Consider the following 20,682-nt stretch of genomic DNA (forward strand, 5'->3'; position numbering starts at 1 on the left):
CGCCGCTTTCCAGCTCCGTACCCACACGGAATCCATTGCCGTCCAAACGTACAGCCTTTTCAAGCTCATCATTGTAAGCATACTGTGGAATCAGGCGCTTCTGCTGCTCATCGTTCAGATTAAATGCTGTATCGTTCATGCCAAGGGGTCCAGTAATTTCGTCCCGCAGATACGTACCAAAGCGTTTGCCACTTACCACTTCCACCAAGGCTCCTAGCACATCATGGCACATGCTGTAATTCCAGTGTGTCCCTGGTTCAAACAGCAACGGTTCTTTCGCAAGCGCTCTCGCGAAGTCACGTGTTGGCAATGTTCCGTCGGTGCTTTTTACAGCTTCTTGAATGCTTGGACTACCCACGTCATACGAGAACCCGGCAGTCATGGTGAACAAATCACGTACTGTAATGGCTCTTGTCGCCTTTTCCAGTCGGAGCTCCCCGTTCGGCATCGTTTTCTTTACCGTCATCTCAGCGTACTCTGGCAGATAATCAGACAAGGGATCGCTTAACAGCATTGCCCCTTTCTCCACCAGTTGCAATCCTGCCACGCAGGTCATGATTTTGGTCATGGAGTATAGATTGAAGATCGCTCCATCACCGATAGGTGTTTTCTCTTCCAGATTGGCGTATCCATTACGATAATGGAAAACGGTATCATTTCGATGCATCACCAGCACCTCTGCCCACGGTATACGCCAGGATGTAATGCGGTCGATAAATGAAGCAAGCGGTTTAAAGTCCATTTTTTCCCGTCCTTCTATGTAAAATCGTTTATCATTTTGCGATGTGGTCCATATTCAATCCCACAATCGACATATTATTAATATACGACCTTTTACAACGATTGACCACCACCTAAATGGCCTCAACCATCCATTTATTGACCGCCGAATTTGTATTTCACTTCGTTCATGATTTGGCAGCAGTGTGAGATAACGTTAATCAGAAACAGTTTGAACTCCTCAATGTCTGATATCCAATCAACATCGATATTCAATTATGCAAAAAAGCCGCTATGTTCGCGGCTTACAATGAGTTCGTTTCACAGCTCGGAACCGTATGAAGTATCACTACTACTGTACTTCCGCTCTTGCCGTGGAGACAAAGGTCATCAATTCTTCTACGGGTGTGCGAGGACGAGGTTTGGGAACCTTGTTTGTATCAAAATACCCCAGATGAAGTGTGCCAATGATTCTCTCCCCTGCTTTTACACCTGTCTTGGCGTAGAAATCAGGGTCAAAATTATATTCATTCGTCTTCCACACTACGCCGATATCCTGCTCCCATGCCAGAAGTTGAATATTTTGAATAAGGGCAGCACTAGCCCCCACAGCATCTTCCCATACCCGTTGTCTCGGATCAGCCTCAATCACAACCAGCAGATGGGCTTGGATAGATTCGCAATAGTCCTTTTGCAGCTTCTCTGTCCAGCGCTCCCGCTCATCTTTGGAAAACGTATGTAGCACCGCATCAGCAAATTGCTTCCGACCTTCTTCTACAAATAATATGAAGCGCCATGGCTCTTTACGGGAATGAACAGGTGCCCACACGGCCGCTTCCAGCAAGTGCATGATCGTTTCTTTCGCCAGCGGTTTGCCATTGAACTGACGAATGGTTCTTCGTTCACGAATAATCTTTTCCATTACAGACGTTTCCATAAGGGGGATCGTCCTCCTGTCTTGTTTTCTTATTGGGTAAGGAAACTCACCGCTTCTTCTATAATCTTGCTCTGTCCAATGGGTCCTCCCGGACCTTGGAACCACAAACCGTAGTCAACGATGTAGACATTGTTGTTTTTAACAGCATTCAGGCTCTTCCACACTGCTGTTTTTTGCAATTCTGTCGTTTCATTATCGTCTGATGACAACAGGAAAATATGATCCGGATTAATCGATGGTAACGACTCCATGGAGATTACTTTCATTGAATCTGTCGGGTCAGGTATGGATACAGGAGGTGTCAGGCCTAGATCGTCGTACAGAACCTCATAGTTTCTTTTACTGTAATAACGCACTTCTTTATCGGATAAACGCAGAAACATCACGGTCTCGTCTCCGATGGATTGCTTGATTTTCTCACGGGCTTCTGCAGCCTTCTTTTCGTATTCTTCAATGACCTGTTTGGCCTGATCCGTCTTCCCTAACATTTCTCCCATATGTAACAGGCTTGTCTTCATACGAATAATACCTTGCTCGTCCTGCAGCTTCTCTGCCAGCAAGGTAGGCGCAATTTTGCTGAGGCTGTCATAGGCATCACTCATGAAATCCTGACCGATAATCAGGTCTGGCTCTGCCGCCAATATGCTTTCGTAGTTGGGATCAACCTGCCAGCCCAGATTCTCTTTTCCTTGTAACTGATCAGAAAGATAGGTAGGAAACTGATCACTCCCCTCCTCATTACTGGATGCTGCTTGAGGTACAATACCGAGTGCTAACAAATAGTCAGTCGCAGCCGGGAACAACGAAATAATATGTTGTGGGTCACCTTGAATGACCGTTTCTCCCCATGGATGTTTAACAACGCGTTCTTTTGCTGCTGGGTCAGCTGATTGCGCCACTTCAGTAGACGGAGTATTATTACCGCTCGTTCCATTACTACTTGTTGCTGAACTGCCCTGAGAAGGGGAACAGGCAGATATCAATAATGTTAGGCTAAGCATCAGAAGCAATGCGACAGGTTTTCTTGATCTCATAGATGTAAGTGAGTCTCCTTTTGAGTTGTATTGATAATAATTATCATCATCAATAGGATCATAACCGCGAAGCACAGTACTGACAATGGACAATTCTGATTCTCGCATAGTATTATTCTGACTAGATGGCAGAGCGATACATTTTTGCTTGAAACGACCTGGTGCAAGCCCAACATGCTTTTTGAATAAACGACTAAAATAGATCACATCCGGAATGCCAATAGATTCGGCGATATTCTGGAGAGAAGCATCTGTTTGTAACAGTAGTTCCTTCGCTCTATCTAGCCGTATCCGAGTTAAATAGGTAATCAGACTGCTGCCTGTCTCTTTCTTGAACGTTCTCGATAGATGCCCGGCACTACAATCAAGAAGTTCTGCGAGCGGATCGACCATAACGGGCAACATGTAGTTCTCTTGAAGATAACGAACGGCTTGAGCTACCAGATCGGGCTTGGCAGTCTCAATCCCTTGTGCACTTAACTGCCTCATTAATTCATTAATAAATTGATAAAATAACGTCTTTACCTGAAATTTCGAGAACGCATCCGTCCGTTCCCATTGTTGCTCTATTCTTTGGACTTTATCATATAAGTCAATGGGATAGCTTGGAGCGAAAGCATATTGCACATGAAACGGGACATGTTGCCTGAGCAGAGCTTGATTCACACGAGTGTTGGATAATGGCATACTAGCCCGGTAGAATATCAAGTAATACTCGAATGGATCTTCGTTCAAGGAGATATTCATCCATACCCCTTTGCCTCCATGCAAGACTTGCATCTGATCAATCACGTACATCGTTTCGTCCAGCTTAATCGTTGCATTGCCTCTTACGGTGTATATAAAACCGCTAACCGGAAATCGGTAGGCATAGATTGGTTCGTCAGCGCGCACGACGACGTGACGCACATCCCATATTTTAATGGTGGCCAAATTCCATAACTTCACATGCTCTTCTACGTGCATTTCTTCCTTCACCTTCCACAACCCATTAAGTTAGCAAAAATCAGCAAAATCAGCGGATATTTTCACTTTTCTCCATTCTATCGATAATCATTCTCAACTACAACATATATCTTCCTGTTCGAGAAAATGCTACGCACGAATAAGCCGATCCATGAAAGGATCGGCTTATGTTGTAACGTTTTAGACTTCGCCGCGTCTGTTCTCAACCGATTTCATACGGTTTTGATCATCTGGTACCCGGTCAACACTGAACTCTTGACCAGCCTCAACCTCACCATGACCAGAAATATTTCGAGAAAAATTAGTGAACTGTCTTTTCTGCTCATCCAGTTCATGTTTTTGCTTCAAAAGCTCTTGCGGGTCCTGCTTTGTCACTATGCTAACCTCCCATAGAAATCATGCATTTATTCACACTACAGAAGTTTTCCATAATAGAGCTGTGCTTATGCATGAAGTACCGATTCCTTTCATAATATGAGTCCATACATTGTCCAAATATTATAAAGAACGTGTGACATAAAGGAGAGAACAACAGATGAAGCGGATCCTCTTGTCCTATCCTCTCAGTGTAAATACTCCCGTTTATAAAGATAACCCTCCTGTTGAGATTCAGCAGCAGTCTAGCATAGATCAAGGAGATCTGTATAACCAATTTATCATCACATCCCTCAACCATAATGGAACTCATATTGACGGGCCTTGGCATTTCAATCCGCAAGGTCTAAAAATAAGCGAGATTCCAATAGACTACTTTATCTTTACTCATCCAACAATCCTCGATATTCCCAAAGGTGATGATGAACTTATTACCAAAGCTGACCTGGAGCCGTATGAACATCAGATCGCTGGCTCTGATCTACTGCTCATACGTACAGGTTTTGGCAAGTTTCGGTCATCTGACCCTGTTCGTTATAGTAATCATAACCCAGGGTTTGCAGCGGATGCTGCAAGTTATCTGATGGTTTTTGATTCATTGCGAGCAGTTGGGATGGATATGATCTCTTCAGGCTCTGTGATTCATGTGGATGAAGCTATCGCTTTTCATCAAATTATACTCGGGAAAGGTCGGGTTGATGGCAAGTTCATTCTACTTATAGAGGATATGAATTTAAACCATGATTTATCTGGAATTGAAAAGGTCTATGCTGTGCCATTGTATATTGAAGGTGTTGACAGTAGCTTCAGTACAGTTTTTACGGAAGCTTGATTTATTTATATACACATGGTACACAAAAACGCGCTGACAAGAGTTTCCTCCTACCAGCGCATTTTTTGTTAGTGAATATCTTTCTTTTTGAAATTGCCGCCTCTTACTTCAGCTACATCGTATACAACTACAAAAGCAGTTGGGTCAATTTCGTGAATGATATCTTTAATTTTACTCTCTTCCATCCGGTTAATGACACAAGTAATTTCCTTGAATTGCTCATTAGAGTAGCCACCGTAAGCCTCGGTATACGTTGCTCCACGGCCTAAGCGGTCCCGAATGGTTTCAACCATAATCTCAGGTTGATTCGTAATAATTTTAAACGTTTTGGAGCCGCTCAAGCCCTCTTCAACAATATGTATTACTTTAGAAGCAATAAAATACGCAAGTCCTGACAAGATCGCGCCTTGCAGACCAAACACGGTAGAAACGACAATAAATACAAACATGTTGAGGAACAGGATGAGATCACTGGTTCCAAAAGGTACTTTTCGCGAAAGGAGTACAGCTAGCATATCTATGCCATCCAATGCCCCGCCATTACGTAATGCAAGTCCCATACCAAAACCGATGATAATCCCGCCGACAACCGTAACAAGCAAGGTATCACCTTCAATGATGGTTGGTATATGGTGCATCAGACTGGTGCTGATTGCGAGTGAAGCAATACCGATGATCGAATATAACGCAAAGCTTTTTCCGATTTGCTTGTACCCGAGCCACACAAATGGAATGTTAATAATCCCGATGAGCATCCCCAGTGGTAATCCGAACAGCTGTGATCCTACGATACTCAGACCTGTGACACCACCATCTGAGACATTATTCGGGATCAATATGGCTTCGAGGCCATATGCCGTTATAAATCCCCCAATGATAATCAATAATACTTTGGAGAGGATCTTTAACTTGTTTGACTTTTGTTTTCTGTTTTGATGCATTGCATTTCCCCCTTGATGAACAACCGATAAAAAACAGTCTATAATAAAAATCACCGTTTTGGCAATAGATCGTCATTTGTGTGTGTTACTTCATTGTCCGATGAGCGCCCGATACGACGAAATTTTATGCTCAAGCATCTCATCTGCTGTGTTAAGTATGTGCATCTGTTTTTGAATCGACTCTTTATGCTCCTCCAGCAGCTTCAAACGATCCGCCGCCGTATGCTCCCCTTCCTGAAACAAGGACGCATATTTCTTAATAATAGCAATGGGCATTTGAGTCTCTTTTAATTTGATCACAAATTGCAGCCACTTCAGGTGTGACTCGTTGTATCGCCTGTCTCCACTGGCATCTCGGAGAGGAGTTACAATCTGTTCCTTCTCATAATAACGCAACGTATGTGCACTGATATGGAGTAATTCTGCCACTTCACCAATGGTATGCATGGTTAACCTCCCCTCCATTTTCCCGCTTGACTTAGAGTAAGCTCTAATCAGTATAATCAACTCGTGGTCACATCACAATAAAAAATGAAATCAGATCCAGGAGGAATTCCCATGAAATATACAGTGATTACCGGTGCCAGTTCAGGCATTGGATATGAAGCGGCTTTAGCTTTTGCAGCTCGTGGCAAAAATATAATCCTGGCAGCACGCAGAACCGATGAATTGGACAAGTTAAAAGCAAAAGTAGCTGAAATCAATCCTGCTCTGGATGTTGTCATTCGTACAGTGGATCTGTCCATTGTCGCTAATGTGTATGAATTCTATGAGAGTCTTCAGGCTTACTCCATTGAGACGTGGATTAACAACGCCGGATTCGGAAATTTTGCTTCCGTGGGCGAACAACATCTGCCCAAGATTGAACAGATGCTTCATCTAAATATAGAAGCTCTTACGATTCTTTCTTCCCTGTATGTACGTGATTATGCAGATGTTGATGGCACACAGATCATTAATATCTCCTCTGGTGGTGGATATACGATTGTAGCCGATGCAGTAACCTACTGCGCAACCAAGTTCTATGTAAGTGCCTTTACGGAAGGACTTGCGCAAGAGTTAAAAGGTAAGAACGCAGCGATGCAAGCCAAAGTTCTCGCACCGGCTGCAACCGAGACCGAGTTTGCGAAACATTCCTTTAATGTAGACGAGTTTGAATATGAAGGCAGAGTTCCCAAATTCCATACGGCGGAACAAATGGCTGGATTTTTGCTGGAGTTGTATGACAGTGAAAGTGTAGTCGGCATTGTTGATGGGTTGACGTATGATTTTGAACTAAGAGAACCGATTTTTCCGTACGCTGCAAGACGTTAAACATCAGTTAACGTTAAAAAGGGAACCTGTCTCCAGGTTCCCTTCTTTGTATTTATTTTCAATTCTATAATATATTAATACTTACTATATAATGAAGTAATTATGCCAGCCTCATTTTGAAATCCTGATATCCGAATTCACGGACAACTTCGCAATCGCCGTCTTTTCTTTTGACTGCAATCGCTGGAAGCGGCATGCCGTTGAACGTGTTGGTTTTCACCATGGAGTAAATCGCCATGTCCTCGAATACCAGACGGTCGCCTTCTTGCAAAGGCTGATCGAATGAATAATCCCCAATCACGTCACCGGATAGACAGGTTTGTCCACCAAGACGATACAGATGCGCCTTCTCGCCCACTTCTCCCGAACCAATCAGCGGCGGGCGATATGGCATTTCCAGCACATCCGGCATATGGCATGTAGCTGAAGTATCCAGAATGGCAATGTCCATACCGTTCTTATGGAAGTCCAGTACAGAGGTCACCAGATAACCCGCATTCAACGCAACAGCTTCTCCCGGCTCCAGATATACTTCCAGGCCATAATCGTTCTGCATACGCTTGATGCATGCTTCCAGTCTTGGAATATCATAATCTTCACGTGTGATATGGTGTCCGCCGCCGAAGTTGATCCATTCCATCTGCGGCAACCATTGTCCGAATTTCTCGACCACTGCATTCAGCGTAGTCTCCAGATCATCGGAATTTTGCTGACACAGCGTGTGGAAGTGTAATCCGGAGACACCTTCCAACATATCTGCATCGAAATCCTCCAGTTTCGCGCCAAAACGCGAACCCGGAGAACACGGATCGTAGATCTCATGTCCTTCTTGGGTAGAGCATTCAGGGTTGACGCGTAAGCCGACCTTACGGCCAGCTTGAAGCGCCTTATCCTTGAATTTTGCAAGCTGCGAAAATGAATTGAAAATAATATGGTCGCAGATGGAGAGAATCTCGTCGATCTCTTCTGCGCGGTATGCTGGAGCAAAGACATGATTCTCTTTGCCCATTTCCTCATGGCCCAGACGCGCTTCATACAAACCGCTCGCCGTTGCACCGCTCAGGTATTCTCCAATCAGCGGATACATCGCAGTCATGGAGAATGCTTTTTGAGCCAGCACGATTTTGGCACCTGTACGCTGCATAACACCGTTCAGGATTTTCAGGTTTTTCTCAATAAGCGCCTCGTCAACAACAAAACATGGTGTCGGTAATTGCTCGAACCGCATTTTAACGAACAAGCTCCGATTCTTTAACTTCTTCTGGCAGCTCATCAACGAGTACCGGGTTGAAGTCTTCTACCCATGGGAGGCCCCATTTGTTCAACTCTTCCATGAATGGATCTGGGTTGAACTCTTCTACATTGTATACGCCTGGTTTGTTCCATTTTCCTGTCATGACCATTGCTGCACCGATCATAGCTGGAACGCCTGTTGTGTACGAGATGGCTTGGGAACCCACTTCTTTGTAGCACTCTTGGTGATCACAGATATTGTACACATAATATGTTTTGTCTTGGCCGTCTTTTTTACCTTTGAAAATACAACCAATGTTTGTTTTACCTACAGTACGTGGTCCAAGGGATGCTGGATCAGGCAGTACTGCTTTCAGGAATTGCAGTGGAATAATCTGTTTACCTTCATATTCAATAGGCTCGATTGAAGTCATGCCTACATTTTCAAGAGCTTTCAAGTGAGTCAGGTAGCTTTGACCAAATGTCATGAAGAAACGAATGCGTTTCAGACCTGGCATGTTTTTCGCCAAAGATTCCAGTTCCTCATGGTACAACAGGTACATGTCTTTCTCGCCAACTTCTTTGAAGTCATAGACACGTTTGATTTCCATCGGTTTCGTTTCGATCCATTCACCATTTTCCCAGTATCTTCCGTTCGCAGATACTTCGCGAATGTTGATCTCAGGGTTAAAGTTAGTTGCAAACGGATAGCCGTGGTCGCCGCCATTGCAATCCAGAATGTCGATGTACTCAATTTCGTCAAAGTAGTGCTTCAGGGCATAAGCGGAAAATACGCCAGTCACTCCTGGGTCAAATCCACTACCGAGCAATGCAGTGATGCCTGCTTGTTCAAAACGCTCTTTGTAATCCCATTGCCAGCTGTATTCAAACTTCGCTGTATCATGTGGCTCATAGTTAGCTGTGTCCATGTAATTTGTTTTAGTTGCAAGGCAAGCATCCATGATTGTCAGATCTTGATACGGCAAAGCAAGGTTCATAACGATATCCGGTTTAACTTCGTTGATCAAAGCGATCAGTTCGTCAACATTGTCAGCATCAACTTGTGCTGTTGTAATTTTTGTTTTTCCGCCGTCCAGCTTGGCTTTGAGTTCATCACATTTGGATTTCGTACGACTCGCGATGCAGATTTCCTCAAAAACTTCGCTGTTTTGAACGCATTTGTGTACTGCCACGGAAGCAACGCCGCCGGCGCCGATGATTAGTGCTTTTCCCATTTTACATTCTCCTATCCCAATATGTATTTTTTTTAATTGGTTTAATACAGTGACAACAACAAGACAACAAAAAAAGCAAGGTGAAAAATGCCCGCAATCGCGCATCATCACACTTGCTTATCGATATACATCATAAAAAAGACGTGAAGTCTCCATGACCAAAAAAGTTCGCAAAAACTCCTTTGGCGGAAAGCTCCTTCATGTATATCAATATTGGATCAGAGTCTATATAGCAAATAATTCGCCTTTACCACTCTTATTGACCGTTTCACAAGTTGATGTGCAATTGCACTGGTTGTAAAGTAACCAACTTATAAAATTTGAGCTTTGAACTCAATCAATAAAGCAACGTAAGTTGCCAATCGGCGTTTGACCCGGCTGTCCGTATGGCCTTAACTTCCTGGTGAAGTGGTCAAAATTATCTGCTGGAAAGCTCTAATTCATATTGATAAGTAAACTTCCCAAAATCACAGGTCTTACACTATCAGACGTTGAAAAAAAAATCAAGCAATTATCAAAAATTATTTTTTGAACGGATAACGACTAGGAATGAAATTGATATCCTTCGAAGACTTTTAAGCCTTCTGCGCCCAGTAATTTCCCTGTTACTTCAGGCTTTTGAGGACTTTTTTCGAATACTTCTTCACACGCGATCATGATGTTGCCTCCAGCAATTTCCGCTAATTGATCATGGGATACGCTATACACCAGCCTACCCAGATTCGACCAAACCATCGCACCGGAACACATCACACACGGTTCACAACTCGTATACAGAGTGTATTCGCTCAGGTCAAACACATGATGTTCGGAACAATACTTTCGGATAAGTCCAATTTCGGCATGATGCGTAGGGTCACTAAAAGTGTTGATTTTATTTTCCCCAATCATGACCACTTCTCCATTTTTCACCAGAATAGCTCCGAATGGTTCGTTTCCTTCTTTGCGAGCTTGCATAGCAATCTCAATGGCTTTATGCATAAAAAATTCATCTTTATTCATATGGTTACCTCCACAATAGAAATTATGTACCCATTTTATCTTTCACATTAAGCTTCGTTCAATCCCTTGACCTGTTTCTTATTCATTCCATTCTATCATCAATACAAATAAAGAGTATGACGAAAATTCGTCATACTCCAATGAGTCATAATAAGTTCATCTATTAAAATTTAACAGGCAACGATGCCAATCCTTGTGATGACAAAGCAGAGTGCCAATGAATCTCTTCCTGAGGAATACTGAGCTGAAGATCCGGTAGTCGACGTAAAAGCGTAGTAAACGCCACGTCCCCCTCCACACGAGCAAGAGGAGCGCCAAGACACATATGGATGCCGTGTCCAAAGGCTAAATGCCGTTTTATTTTCCGTGCAATATCCAATTCTTCCGGATCAGTGAATTGCTGCTCGTCCCGATTCGCTGATTTCAAAAGAGGAATCACAACATCTCCCTTTTGAATCGATTGTCCATCCAGTTCCGTATCCTCCGTTGCATAACGAGGACCTGAAGAAGTGGCGGGTCCGTTATATCGTAGCAACTCCTCCACCGCAGAAGGAACCAGATTCAGATCTTGTTTCAGTTGTTCCAGTTGTTCGGGATGGGTCAGAAGAAGATAAGAACCAGTTGCAATCAGATTGGAAGTTGTCTCATGTCCAGCAAATATCAATAACGTGATCATGGATATTAATTCATCTTCATTCAATCGATCACCCTCCTCCTCAATCGCAATTAATTGACTGATGAGGTCATCTGAAGGTTCCACTCGTTTGTTCGCTACAAGCTGTGCAGTGTACTCTGCGAATGATCGCAAGTGCTGCGCTACGGTAGGGTCCTGTTTACCGAAACCAAGACCTTTTGCAATGGCTTCAGACCATACATGAATCTGAGGTCGGTCTTCCTGAGGTATACCCAACATTTCGGAAATAACGTTGATTGGGAAAGGATAGGCATAGTCTTTTACAAGATCCATCTCTCCTTCTACTTCAAATTGGTCAATCAACTCATCGGCAATTTCCTGGACGCGTGGACGCAGGCTTTCTATATATCTTGGCGTGAACGCTTTGGAAACCAGGCTACGCAGTCTTCGGTGATCCGGTTCATCAACAAAGAGCATCGACTTTCCGGTAAAAAAGGTCTGGGGTTCAGATGACCCAAGCTCGCCTGAGAGATTCTTTCGAATATCATTGCCACTATCAATAGAGTTCATTTCTACCGTAAATCGAGAGTGGTCTTTCAACACTTCCATGGCAACGTCCATCCGAGTTACAATCCAGGTTTGCCCTGCTCCACCCATCGGATTAGGAATAGGGACAACGGAGCCTTTGACACGCATCTGTGCAAACATGGCAAATGGATCTTTGCTATTTTCTTCGCTAAATAAACTGAATTCTGCTTTTTCTGTTGTCTGGTTATTCGAGTTATTCATATAAATCTTCCTTTCGAAGTGAAGTTATTCAAATCTATGGAAATATATGTTCATTCCGATTATATACTACTCGTATATTTAATTTCAAACTCCATAGTTTAAACAGCATAAAAGAACTGTTATAACAACAATTAATGAATATACTAATAGTATATTAATAATAACTACCAGCATAAAAAAGCATAAAAAAGAGGTTGGCTTTGAGCCAACCCCATATTAATTACGTTGCTTCACCAGTTCCAAGTACCACCAACAAGCTTCGGTCAGTCTATTGGCTTCAGATTGAAACGCACTGGACTTGTACTCTTTGTGAAACGCTTGAAGCACCACTTCGATTACAGGAATATTTATATCCTCTTTATCCTGTAATAACGCTAAAAGCCCCTTCGAAAGTTGCTTCAATGATGCAGATTCCTTGGATTTTTGAACACGTTTGTTGAACTCATCAAATTCGATCAATACATTATCGATGTCCAGACCCATATCATGGTTACGCTCATCGGCATTCAGAAAATAGAGAGACTGAAAGTCGAAAATATGTTCATTTCTCTGGTGCATTGTTCTTAGGATCACTTCAATGTACGTTAGTACTTTTGGAACCACTTCGCTCCATACCGGTTTTGGTGTATTTAGACTTCTTGATGTGTTGGCAATCTGATGTAATATGCCATAGCACAATATTGCCCCTTCGTTGGCATATAAACTAATGTCGTTCCCGTACACCTGAATCAAGCGTGTGGACAGCCAGTTTAGGTGAACTGTAGCCAGTTTGGCTGAGTTGATCTCCCCGGAATAAAAACCCGTCCAATATAATTCCCATACTCGCTCTTTATTAGGTAAGGACATTGGAATCGCAATCTGATCTACGAGCAGGTCATAATCCGATGTATAGTGATTTTGTTCAAGCTCTTTGCGAATGAACACATCCTCTTGCATGCGCTGATCAATAATCGAATATAAACAGTCTTCTTTCGAACTGAAGAATTTGTAGAATGTGCCTTTGGATACACCTGATTGATCCAGGATCATCTGGATTGTTGTATTTGCATAGCTATGCTCTAAAAATAGTGCAAGTGCTGTTTCCAATAAACTTTGTTTACGACTACTCATATCTCGTTATCGCCCCAAGTTTTTCTATTGATTTTAACATTCATTCCTCAGGAGTTGAAGCATTGATTCGCAGTATAGCCGTCATATAAAATAATTGCACAATGAGTAAATTTGCACAATGAGCAACTTGTTGTTATGATAAACCTCACAAAGTGCATATTCAGTAAGTCTGCTCTTCTTAAAAAGAATTAAACCATAGTCATTGGTGTTGGAGGTGAACGCATAAGCGGAGAATAATGATCAAACGAAACTTGCGACATTTGAAAAAAGAAGCGACTGAAAAAGCGCTTGCTGGTGCTGCATTTGAACTTACCCTTGAACATGGGCTTGATGGCTTTACGGTCGAAGATATCGTACATCAGGTGGGTTGTTCACGTAGAACATTTGCAAACTACTTCACATGTAAGGAAGAAGCTGTAGCAAGAGGCGCAATATCCGTGCAGAATACAACGGAACTCGAAGAGTTACTTACCGAAATGCCTGATAATGCCTCCTTGCTTGACGTACTGTATAACCTGATCAAGATGCAACTTACAACAGAACTAATTGGAAGGCTTCATCAGCTACTCTCGCTATCCCAGACCTATCCCGTGCTTGAACCGCATTACCTTGGAGCCATGCACCGAATGCAGACGCAGGCACAAGAAACCTTATTAGACTTATCTAACGGAAAGCACGACGAGATTTATACTTATCTTCTAATTAATGCAATGTACGGCACCATACTGCCATTAATTGATGGAAGACTCAATGTGTTGCTGCCCGGACAAGTCATTACTGAAGATACCAAGCCCGGTGCTGTAACGTTCGATCAATTTTTAGAAACCATGTTTGGTCACTTGCGAACAGGATTCGAACAAGCTAACCATCCACATTCATCTTAGAGGGAGTGTAAAATAGAGAAATGTCTACATTATTATACAGAGTGGGGAAAACCGCTTTTAGCAAACCTGTAACCTTCATCATTGGCTGGGTTTTAATTCTGGGAATTGTCATCTCCATGATCAGCATCAATGGTATTCACATCAGTTCCGAAATGAAGATTGAAGGCACAGAGTCACAGAAGGTTCTGGATCAATTGGCAAAAGAACTGCCAGCCGCCTCCGGCGGTCAAGGAAGTGTTGTTTTCAAGGCACCGGACAACGAGCGTTTGGATACGCCTGAACGTTTGGCTGCCATGATGAAAGGTGTCAATGAAGTTTACGGATTAGACAAAGTCATTAACCCTGCGGACTATGCAGCTGAAGCGGGTAATTCGGGTGCTCAGGCGGAGATGGCTCAGAATGCTCAGGCTACTGATATGGCGCAATCCGCAACAACCACGCCTCCTCCCTATGGACCTTTGATGATTGATGGTGTTCCTGTACCTGGAATGCTGATCTCTTCGGACGGCAGCATTGCACTGTTCCAGTTCCAATTTACAATTGAACAGTCTGCCATAACACAGGATGTATTTGATTCCGTTATTCAGTCCGTTATGACGGTAGAGCAAGGAACCAATATTAAGGTGCTGCCGGGCGAAACGCTCAAAACGGTATCGATTGGAGTCGGCTCGGCAGAGATTGTCGGACTGGTCATTGCTGTCATTGTATTGCTGATCACCCTTGGCTCCGTTGTTGCAGCAGGTCTACCTCTGATCACCGCACTCCTCGGAGTTGCCATTGGAGTTGGTGGCGCGTTCTCCATCTCCAAATTCATCGAAATGCCTAGTGTTACTTCCGTCCTGGCTCTCATGGTTGGATTGGCTGTTGGAATCGATTACGCTCTCTTCATTGTCAATCGCCAACGTCGAATGATCATTGATCAAGGCTTGAGCGCAAAAGAAGCAACGGCCAGAGCCATTGGTACATCGGGCAGCGCAGTATTTTTTGCCGGATTAACCGTCATTATTGCACTGTGCGGTATGCTTGTCATTGGTCTAACATTCTTGTCTACGATGGCTTTGGTCGCAGCTGCCACCGTGCTCATCAACGTATTCGTTGCTTTAACCCTGTTGCCAGCTTTACTGGGATTGGTAGGCGAACGCATCTGTTCCTCCAAAGCTCGTGAGAAAAGCACGAAACATCCTAAATCCACTAGCCGCGGAGTCGCGGACAGATGGGTGAAATTCGTTATCAAAAATCGTTGGGCGACCATTATCGCCATCATCGTCATTCTTGGTTTTGCCGCGACACCTATTACGAAAATGGAAATGGGTATCCCTGGCGCTTCCTCAGCGAATCTCGATACGGACGCAAGACAAAGCTATGATGCTATCTCGGAAGGCTTCGGAGAAGGATTCAACGGGCCACTTATTCTGGTCGCAGAGCCTAATCAATCTTCCGCAAAAGTCACGCCGGAACTCTTGGGTGGTCTGGTGATGGAGCTCCAAGGTCAAAACAACGTTGCACAGGTTACACCGCTTGGTATGACAGAGGATTTGGCTATCTTTAGTCTCATTCCAAAAACAGGTCCTAACGATACTCTCACTAAAACACTGGTCAACGATCTGCGCTCGGCTGATTCCGGCATCGCACAGACCTATGATGTGAAGCTTGGGGTTACTGGACTTACAGCTGTTAACATCGATATGTCCGCCAAACTGGCGCAGGTGTTCCCTATTTATGTAGGCATCATAATCCTGCTCTCGCTGATTATCCTGTTACTCGTATTCCGTTCGATCATCGTTCCCATCAAAGCAACAATTGGCTTCCTGCTTAGTATCCTGGCTACATTCGGGATCACAACTGCTGTATTCCAATGGGGCTGGCTGCATTCGCTCTTTGGTTTTGATACCGGCGGCCCGCTGCTGAGCTTTATGCCGATTATCGTGACAGGTATCCTGTATGGCCTTGCGATGGACTATCAAGTCTTCCTTGTTAGCTCCATGCGGGAATCCTATGTGCATGGTCATCGCGGGACCGAATCCGTTGTTCATGGATACAATCAGGTAAGTCGCGTGGTTGTTGCCGCAGCAGTGATTATGGTCTCTGTATTTGCAGGATTTATATTCACTGACGATGTCATGATCAAGCAGATTGGTTTCACTTTGGCGGTAGGCATTCTGATTGATGCTTTCATCATCCGAATGGGCTTGGTCCCTGCCATCATGGCTATTTTCGGAGACAAAGCTTGGGCACTTCCAAAATGGCTGGATCGCATTCTGCCAAACCTGGATGTTGAAGGCGAGAAGCTGATTGCTTCCCTGAATGCTGAAGAGCATGCCAACACGAAGTCTGGATTAAAATAATCCTGACAATAGAATGGTGATACCACGATTACTATTACGACTGCATTCACCAATACTAAGACCTCCTCTGTTTTTATAAACAGGAGGTCTTTTTTTCTACTCCAAATTTATGCGGTGATGTCTTCAATATGGATAGTATAGGGCGGGGATTCAGAAGCATTAACAAACGCCGCAAATAACGTTTGACTATAGTCATCTACGTTGCAGCTGTACTCTGGATGCCACTGCACAGCCAAAACAAATGAACGGTTTGGCATGACCACGGATTCGACAAGTCCATCCCTGCTCCCTCTATGGCGTTCATATAGTCTGGAAGCATCCAGTAACTTTTTTTGTCTGTATCGTACAAAGGCAGAACACCGATCATCGGCTTTTTCATGGGTTCCCCGTCCTATCTTTTCATTCATTTTATCAGATCTCTTCATATACAAATTCACTGAATTATTGCATTTTCCTACCTTTTTAATCTGATCTGCGAACCCGTTTCGTCCGGAATAAAGGAAAACTAAAATACAAAAAAAGCCGCTAATATAGCGACTTGTTTTTGTGCTTTAATTTCTTTAATTGGACTAGAGCGTAAACCGACGAACCAATTCTTGCATATTCTCAGCTGTTTTGGATAGCTGTGCAGATGATGCGGATATCTCCTGCATCGCCGCCATTTGCTCTTGGGCTGCTGCTGAAGTCGTCTGGGCACTGTCAGCCGACACTTTAGAGATATGACTCATCGCGGCAACGGTAGCCGAGACTTCTTCCGTACTGGCTGACAACTGTTCGGAGACAGCGGAAATATCCTGAATTTGATCCACGATGTGAGTTGTATATTGTTCAATGTTGGATATGGTTGCAGAAGCTTCTTGGCTGATCCGCATTCCTTCACCGACTTGATTACGAACTTTATCATTCATAAGAGATGTGGATTTAGCAATCAGATCAAGCATTTTGCCAATGGTAGCGCCAATCTCGTCTGCACTTTGTTTGGATTGCATCGATAACGTTCGTACCTCACCAGCAACGACAGCAAAACCTTTTCCGTGTTCTCCTGCTCTTGATGCTTCAATAGAGGCATTCAGTGATAGAAGATTGGTTTGCCGAGAGATATCAGCAATCGCTTCATTCATTCGATTGGCTTCAGCGGATAGACTGGACAGCTCGTTAATCAATGCCGAGGTTTCTTCAACAGCTCCGAGAATGTGTTCCATTTGTTCTCCGACTTGATTTATCGTTTTCCCGCCATTAGCGACAGCGCGCTCCGTCTCTTCAGCCGAATCCACAATCGCACTCGCAGATTCTGCAATTGTACTGATGCCCCTAGCCATTTCTTCTACGGCATTCGCGGTTTGTTCCGAATTCTCCGCCCCAACGATAGCTGATTCGGCAGTCTGTTGCATGGTTTCAGCCACATGTTGAACCGATTGAGTCGTTTGTTCTGTGCTCTCCTGAATCATTTGTGAAGAGTGGCTCAACAACGATGATGTCTGATGAAGTTCAGCAACCACCGATTGAAGGGAACTGGTCATTTGATCAAAATCATTTGCCAATATACCAAATTCGTTTTCGGTTTTAAGATTAACCCGTTCAGACAGATTCCCTTCGCTTACGCTGCGGGTGGCCTTTCTCAGTTTTTGCATAGGTACAATAAAAGATCTCAGAATGAAGAAAATAATAACACCGGCAATCAATACAGATACAGCAATGACGGTTAGACTCGATACCATAATAGGCTTCGCTGCAGCGATAAAGTCTTCATGGCCCATCAAAGCAATGACATTCCAACCCGTCAAAGCATTAACACCGTTATACACCTCCAAATCATACGCCAGATCCGTTCTAACAAATTGGGAAAATGCCATCGGTTCATCGGAACTTGAAGCCGTATTCGGATGAACTGGAATTCCCTCGATGAGCGCTCCGCCGAGTTCTCCTCCCCCACCTTTTACAATGGCTCCGGACCAAGCTGCGATTGTTCGATTGGAGTCAACCACAATCAGGCTCCCATTACCTCCTACATCCACATAAGATATTTCTTTTGCTAATCGCTCCAGATCAAGTTTGATACTTGCTACACGTTGTTGATTTGAAAGAGCCTTTGAAATTTCTACATAAATCTTCCCGGATACTGGATCTGTCATAATACTCGAAAAATAGAGTGATCCATTGTTACTCATACCATTGGTGTACCATTCTGTGCTGCGTGGATCATATGTTGCATCCTCTATTGCTGGAGATGATATAACACCACCTTGGTCGCTGCCCACAGTTATGGCAAGAATATCAGGATATGTATCAGCTAATTGGTCGATTCCTACTTGTACTGCTTCGTTGTTCGCCTGACTGGGAGCGGAGCCATACATACTGTCGATATAACTCAATAATTCTGCTTTTTCCCCTACCAAATTGTTAATATGCTGCCCTGTCATCGTTAAAATGGTATTGATGGGATCTGTCATTTTTTGTTGCACCTGATCTTTGGCACTATCATATGAAAAATAACCGATAAGTGCTGTCGGGATAATAAGTACCGCAAGGAAAGCTGCAATGAGTCTAGTGCTCATCAATCGTAAAGCGGCTCCTCCTTTCTTATAAAATGACCTTTTTTTCTTTTCCTTTTTCAAGTTCATTCTTCCTCTCTTTATTCATTTTTGGTAGAATCAATCGGCAAGTAAACGCAAAAAAACCCATATATATGCACACCCAAAGAAACGTTGAGCGTGTATATACATAGGTATTGCCTGAATGAATTCAGTAACAAGCCGTATTTGTTTAGTATTATAACATAAATAAAAAGGGATTGTTAGCTATGATTGGGGCTTACTACCAGACATCTGTTGTTTATATTCCGTAGGACTTAACCCCGTATATTCCTTAAACACCTTCGAGAAATAGTGCTGGTCGCTAAATGACAGCAAATCGGATACTTCCTTAAACTTCATGTCCGGTTGACTTTCCATCAGCCTACAGGCCTCCTGAATGCGAAGCCGGGTGTAATACTGAACAAACGTAATTTGAGTTGCATTTTTGATCACTCTGCTGACATACGACGGGCTAACGTGAAACTTCATGGCAATGTCGTTGATAGACAATGAAGAGTATTTATTCAGTTTTACGTAATCGTCAATTTGTTCGAACAGGATCGCCTTGCTTTTTCGGACGTGGGATTGCAGCATATCGAAGCACTGCCCCGTCCATTCCGTCAGTTCCCGGCAAAAATCGGCATAGGACTGTGACTGAGCGAATTGTCTTGACCGAAGCTCCAGACCCAATCTCATTCCCGAACCCTGTTCCTCGTACAGATGAGCAAACGTGTCTACGACCAATCCGATAAACCGCTCCAATTCGGTCATATGTACATTTTCCTCTGCCCATCGATTCAGCAATTCGGATAATTTAAGAGTAAACCTTTCTTTCTGCCGAGCCTGTATCATGTGTACAAAAGCAGATTCCTGCACCGAATCCAGACAGCCTGACTCGGATCTGGCCATCGACACCGGATTCCCCGTATCCAACACTATTCCTTGTTTCAATCGTCGCTGCTCAGACAAAATGGACGACATGCGGTGATAGAGTTCAGGCAGATTACCAGACTCAGCGAATAGGAGTTGTCCTCCAATGATCGCATCGATGTCATACGCAACCAAATGCCGTCGCAACGATTCAAGACATTCATGTACGGAAGAGTACACCTCAAGTGCACTTTTGTTGACAAAAGCAATAATTTGATATGGAGTTTGACTGGTGTACACACGACATGGATGGAATGTAAAAAAATCCTGCAATATAGCCTCAAGTTCCACCTGCACCCATTGTTCATGTCCTGCGGTGAAGGGTTGTTTGCTCATAATGATCATCATCTGGCTGAATAAGGGTGGAAAATCCTCCCCTTGTTTCGGTGTAGTCTCACATTGGGGATGAATGATTTCCTGCAAATCCAGCAGTTCCTTGGACATCTGTTGATCAAGTTGGTCAATTACTCGACCCATAACTTCTTCAAGCGCCTCTCGCTCGACAGGTTTTAACAAATAATCAAACACTTGCAGGTTCAATGCTTTTCTTGTGTATTCAAAATCGCTGTACCCACTAATTAAAATGACCTTCATATCCGGGTTGGCAAGCTTGGCTTGCTCAATCAGGGACAGGCCATCCATTTTCGGCATTCGAATATCTGTCAACAGCAGATCAATCGGTGACTGCTTTATCGCTGCCAAAGCTTCCTCTCCATTCGTTGCCGTAGCCGCTACACGAATCGGGAAGTTGAGCGTCTCCAAGAGCATTTTAATATTACGTAATATCGGTTTGCTATCCTCAACGATCATCGCGTTATACATCACCTA

General features: G+C 43.7%; 18 protein-coding genes. 4 read left to right on the forward strand and 14 right to left on the reverse strand.

Translation table 11 applies throughout. The annotated features are described in order from the left end of the window. From D829_RS0108870 to D829_RS0108885, 4 genes are all read right to left on the reverse strand, one after another. Nucleotides 1-742 (reverse strand): serine hydrolase domain-containing protein (locus tag D829_RS0108870; protein ID WP_017688521.1); only part of this gene is annotated, 742 nt, incomplete at its 3' end. A gap of 330 nt (nt 743-1,072) precedes the next feature. Next, nucleotides 1,073-1,657: a nitroreductase gene (locus tag D829_RS0108875; RefSeq protein ID WP_017688522.1), complete on the reverse strand. Its 585-nt coding sequence runs from the start codon at nt 1,655-1,657 to the stop codon at nt 1,073-1,075. A gap of 29 nt (nt 1,658-1,686) precedes the next feature. Then, nucleotides 1,687-3,657, reverse strand: a complete 1,971-nt coding sequence (locus D829_RS0108880) for an AraC family transcriptional regulator (RefSeq protein ID WP_017688523.1) — start codon at nt 3,655-3,657, stop codon at nt 1,687-1,689. 180 nt (nt 3,658-3,837) lie between these two features. Further along, nucleotides 3,838-4,032 carry a hypothetical protein gene (locus D829_RS0108885; RefSeq protein WP_017688524.1) on the reverse strand — a complete coding sequence of 65 codons (195 nt, stop codon included), beginning with the start codon at nt 4,030-4,032 and terminating at the stop codon, nt 3,838-3,840. A 160-nt stretch (nt 4,033-4,192) separates the two neighbouring features. Between D829_RS0108885 and D829_RS0108890 the strand changes: the two genes are divergently transcribed. Beyond that, the gene (locus tag D829_RS0108890) at nt 4,193-4,864 is read left to right on the forward strand and encodes a cyclase family protein (protein ID WP_017688525.1); all 672 of its coding nucleotides are present in this window, start codon (nt 4,193-4,195) and stop codon (nt 4,862-4,864) included. 68 nt (nt 4,865-4,932) lie between these two features. Here the strand turns inward: D829_RS0108890 and D829_RS0108895 are convergent, their stop codons facing one another. Then, nucleotides 4,933-5,805, reverse strand: a complete 873-nt coding sequence (locus tag D829_RS0108895) for a YitT family protein (RefSeq protein WP_017688526.1) — start codon at nt 5,803-5,805, stop codon at nt 4,933-4,935. A gap of 90 nt (nt 5,806-5,895) precedes the next feature. After that, a complete protein-coding gene (locus tag D829_RS0108900) occupies nt 5,896-6,252 on the reverse strand; it encodes a MerR family transcriptional regulator (RefSeq protein ID WP_017688527.1) in 357 nt (118 codons plus the stop codon). Between the two features lie 111 nt (nt 6,253-6,363). Here D829_RS0108900 and D829_RS0108905 point away from each other — a divergent pair, with 111 nt between their 5' ends. Next, nucleotides 6,364-7,119 (forward strand): SDR family NAD(P)-dependent oxidoreductase, encoded by a 756-nt coding sequence (locus D829_RS0108905; protein WP_017688528.1) that lies wholly within the window; start codon nt 6,364-6,366, stop codon nt 7,117-7,119. A 100-nt stretch (nt 7,120-7,219) separates the two neighbouring features. Here D829_RS0108905 and nspC read toward each other — a convergent pair whose 3' ends face one another. From nspC to D829_RS0108930, 5 genes are all read right to left on the reverse strand, one after another. After that, entirely contained in the window at nt 7,220-8,347 is a 1,128-nt protein-coding gene (gene nspC, locus D829_RS0108910) for a carboxynorspermidine decarboxylase (RefSeq protein WP_017688529.1), read from the reverse strand. Nucleotide 8,348: 1 nt separating this feature from the next. After that, nucleotides 8,349-9,587 (reverse strand): saccharopine dehydrogenase family protein, encoded by a 1,239-nt coding sequence (locus tag D829_RS0108915; protein WP_017688530.1) that lies wholly within the window; start codon nt 9,585-9,587, stop codon nt 8,349-8,351. Nucleotides 9,588-10,130: 543 nt separating this feature from the next. Beyond that, nucleotides 10,131-10,589: a nucleoside deaminase gene (locus D829_RS0108920; RefSeq protein WP_017688531.1), complete on the reverse strand. Its 459-nt coding sequence runs from the start codon at nt 10,587-10,589 to the stop codon at nt 10,131-10,133. A 163-nt stretch (nt 10,590-10,752) separates the two neighbouring features. After that, nucleotides 10,753-12,012: a cytochrome P450 gene (locus tag D829_RS0108925; protein WP_017688532.1), complete on the reverse strand. Its 1,260-nt coding sequence runs from the start codon at nt 12,010-12,012 to the stop codon at nt 10,753-10,755. Between the two features lie 216 nt (nt 12,013-12,228). Further along, nucleotides 12,229-13,122, reverse strand: coding sequence for a TetR/AcrR family transcriptional regulator (locus D829_RS0108930; protein WP_017688533.1), 894 nt, complete (start codon nt 13,120-13,122; stop codon nt 12,229-12,231). A gap of 236 nt (nt 13,123-13,358) precedes the next feature. On the opposite strand from D829_RS0108930, the gene D829_RS0108935 reads away from it, so the two are divergent. Then, nucleotides 13,359-14,006, forward strand: coding sequence for a TetR/AcrR family transcriptional regulator (locus D829_RS0108935; RefSeq protein WP_017688534.1), 648 nt, complete (start codon nt 13,359-13,361; stop codon nt 14,004-14,006). A 20-nt stretch (nt 14,007-14,026) separates the two neighbouring features. Further along, nucleotides 14,027-16,351, forward strand: a complete 2,325-nt coding sequence (locus D829_RS0108940) for an MMPL family transporter (protein WP_017688535.1) — start codon at nt 14,027-14,029, stop codon at nt 16,349-16,351. A 196-nt stretch (nt 16,352-16,547) separates the two neighbouring features. Here the strand turns inward: D829_RS0108940 and D829_RS34010 are convergent, their stop codons facing one another. From D829_RS34010 to D829_RS0108955, 3 genes are all read right to left on the reverse strand, one after another. Beyond that, nucleotides 16,548-16,730 (reverse strand): hypothetical protein, encoded by a 183-nt coding sequence (locus D829_RS34010; RefSeq protein ID WP_241230753.1) that lies wholly within the window; start codon nt 16,728-16,730, stop codon nt 16,548-16,550. 190 nt (nt 16,731-16,920) lie between these two features. After that, nucleotides 16,921-18,906 (reverse strand): methyl-accepting chemotaxis protein, encoded by a 1,986-nt coding sequence (locus D829_RS0108950; protein ID WP_051153912.1) that lies wholly within the window; start codon nt 18,904-18,906, stop codon nt 16,921-16,923. A gap of 243 nt (nt 18,907-19,149) precedes the next feature. Beyond that, nucleotides 19,150-20,676, reverse strand: a complete 1,527-nt coding sequence (locus D829_RS0108955; protein WP_017688538.1) for a response regulator — start codon at nt 20,674-20,676, stop codon at nt 19,150-19,152. Between the last annotated feature and the right edge of the window lie 6 nt (nt 20,677-20,682).

This window comes from Paenibacillus sp. PAMC 26794, assembly GCF_000316035.1.
GTDB lineage: Bacteria > Bacillota > Bacilli > Paenibacillales > Paenibacillaceae > Paenibacillus.